General features: G+C 69.8%; 1 protein-coding gene. It reads right to left on the bottom strand.

The genetic code is table 11. The annotated features are described in order from the left end of the window. Window positions 1-1,570 (bottom strand): amino acid adenylation domain-containing protein (locus tag AC0ZZU_RS23970; RefSeq protein ID WP_476343921.1); only part of this gene is annotated, 1,570 nt, incomplete at both ends.

Genomic DNA, 1,570 nt, shown 5'->3' with positions numbered 1-1,570 from the left:
GCTGGATCGGCAACAGCGCCAGGGCGCCAGTCACCGGTCCCTGGTCCTGCTGCGCGCTTTCCTCACGCCGCGCCACCCGCGCCAGGCCCTGGATGGTCTGCTGCTCGAACAGGTCCTTGGGACTGAAGCGGATACCCGCCTGGCGGGCACGGCTGACCACCTGGATGGAGATGATCGAGTCGCCCCCCAGCTCGAAGAAGTTGTCGTTCACCCCGACCTGCGCCAGGCGCAGCACGTCTTGCCAGATGGCTACCAGTGCCTGCTCCATCGCCCCCTGCGGCGCCACATAGGCGTCCAGCGACTGGCGCGCCTCCGGCTGCGGCAGGGCCTTGCGGTCGAGCTTGCCGTTCGGGTTCAGCGGCAGCTTCGGCAACAGCACCAGGTGTGCCGGCACCATGTAGTCCGGCAGCTGTGCCTTGAGGCGCTCGCGCAGTGCCGTTTCATCGACACCCTCGGCCACCAGATACGCCACCAGCTGCGCCCCCGCTGGCCCCGGCTGGGCCAGCACCACCGCCTCGCGCACTTGCCCGTCGGCCAGCAGGCAGGTTTCGATCTCGCCCAGCTCGATCCGGAAACCGCGGATCTTCACCTGGTGGTCGACCCGGCTGACGTAGTCCAGCTGCCCGTCGGCCAGGTAGCGCACCAGGTCACCGCTGCGGTAGGCCCGGCTGCCCGGTTCGCAGGCATGGGCATCGGGCACGAAGCGCTCGGCGGTCAGCGCCGCCTGGCCAAGATAGCCCCGCGCCAGGCACGAGCCTGCGATGTACAGCTCGCCCAGCGCGCCCACCGGCAACAGCTCGGCGTTTTCACCGAGCACGTACAACCGGGTGTTGGGCAGGGGCCGGCCGATCGGCAAGCCGCCCTCGGCGCCATGGGTGGCGTTGATCGCCGCCTCCGCTGGCCCGTAACGGTTGAACAGCGCCACGTGCGGCAGGCGCGCCTGGGCCCGCTGCAGCAGCTCGCGGGACAACGCCTCGCCGCCGGAGAACAGCCGTTTCAGGCTGCGGCACGCGGCCAAGCCCGGGGTCTCGATAAAGGCCTGCAGCATCGATGGCACGAAGTGCAACGTGCTCACCTGCTGCGCCTCGATCAGCGCCAGCAGGCGCTCCGGGTCGCGCTGGTCGCCCGGCTCGGCCAGCACCAGCCGGCCCCCGCAGCTCAGCGGCCAGAGAAATTCCCAGACCGACACGTCGAAGCTGAACGAGGTCTTCTGCAACACCCCTTCGCCCGCTTCCAGGCCATAGGCCTGCTGCATCCACAACAGCCGGCCGAGCAAGGCGCCGTGGTGGTTACCCACGCCCTTCGGCCGGCCCGTGGAGCCCGAGGTGTAGATCACATAGGCGAGGTTATCGGCGTTCACGCCCGTCATCGGGGCGTGCGCAGGCCAGTCGGCCAGCACCAGCGCATCCACTTCCAGCACCCGCACCTGGCGCCCCGCCAGGGGCAGGCCGGGACGGCTGGCACGGTTGCTCAGCAGCAGCTCGATGCCGCTGTCGTCGATCATGTGGGCCAGGCGTTCGGCAGGGTATTCCGGGTCCAGGGGCACGTAGGCGCCACCGGCCTTGAGCAC

Source organism: Pseudomonas sp. JE3303, assembly GCF_056312565.1.
The sequence above is the reverse complement of the archived record's forward strand: the minus strand, read 5'-3'. Positions and strand labels throughout refer to the sequence as shown.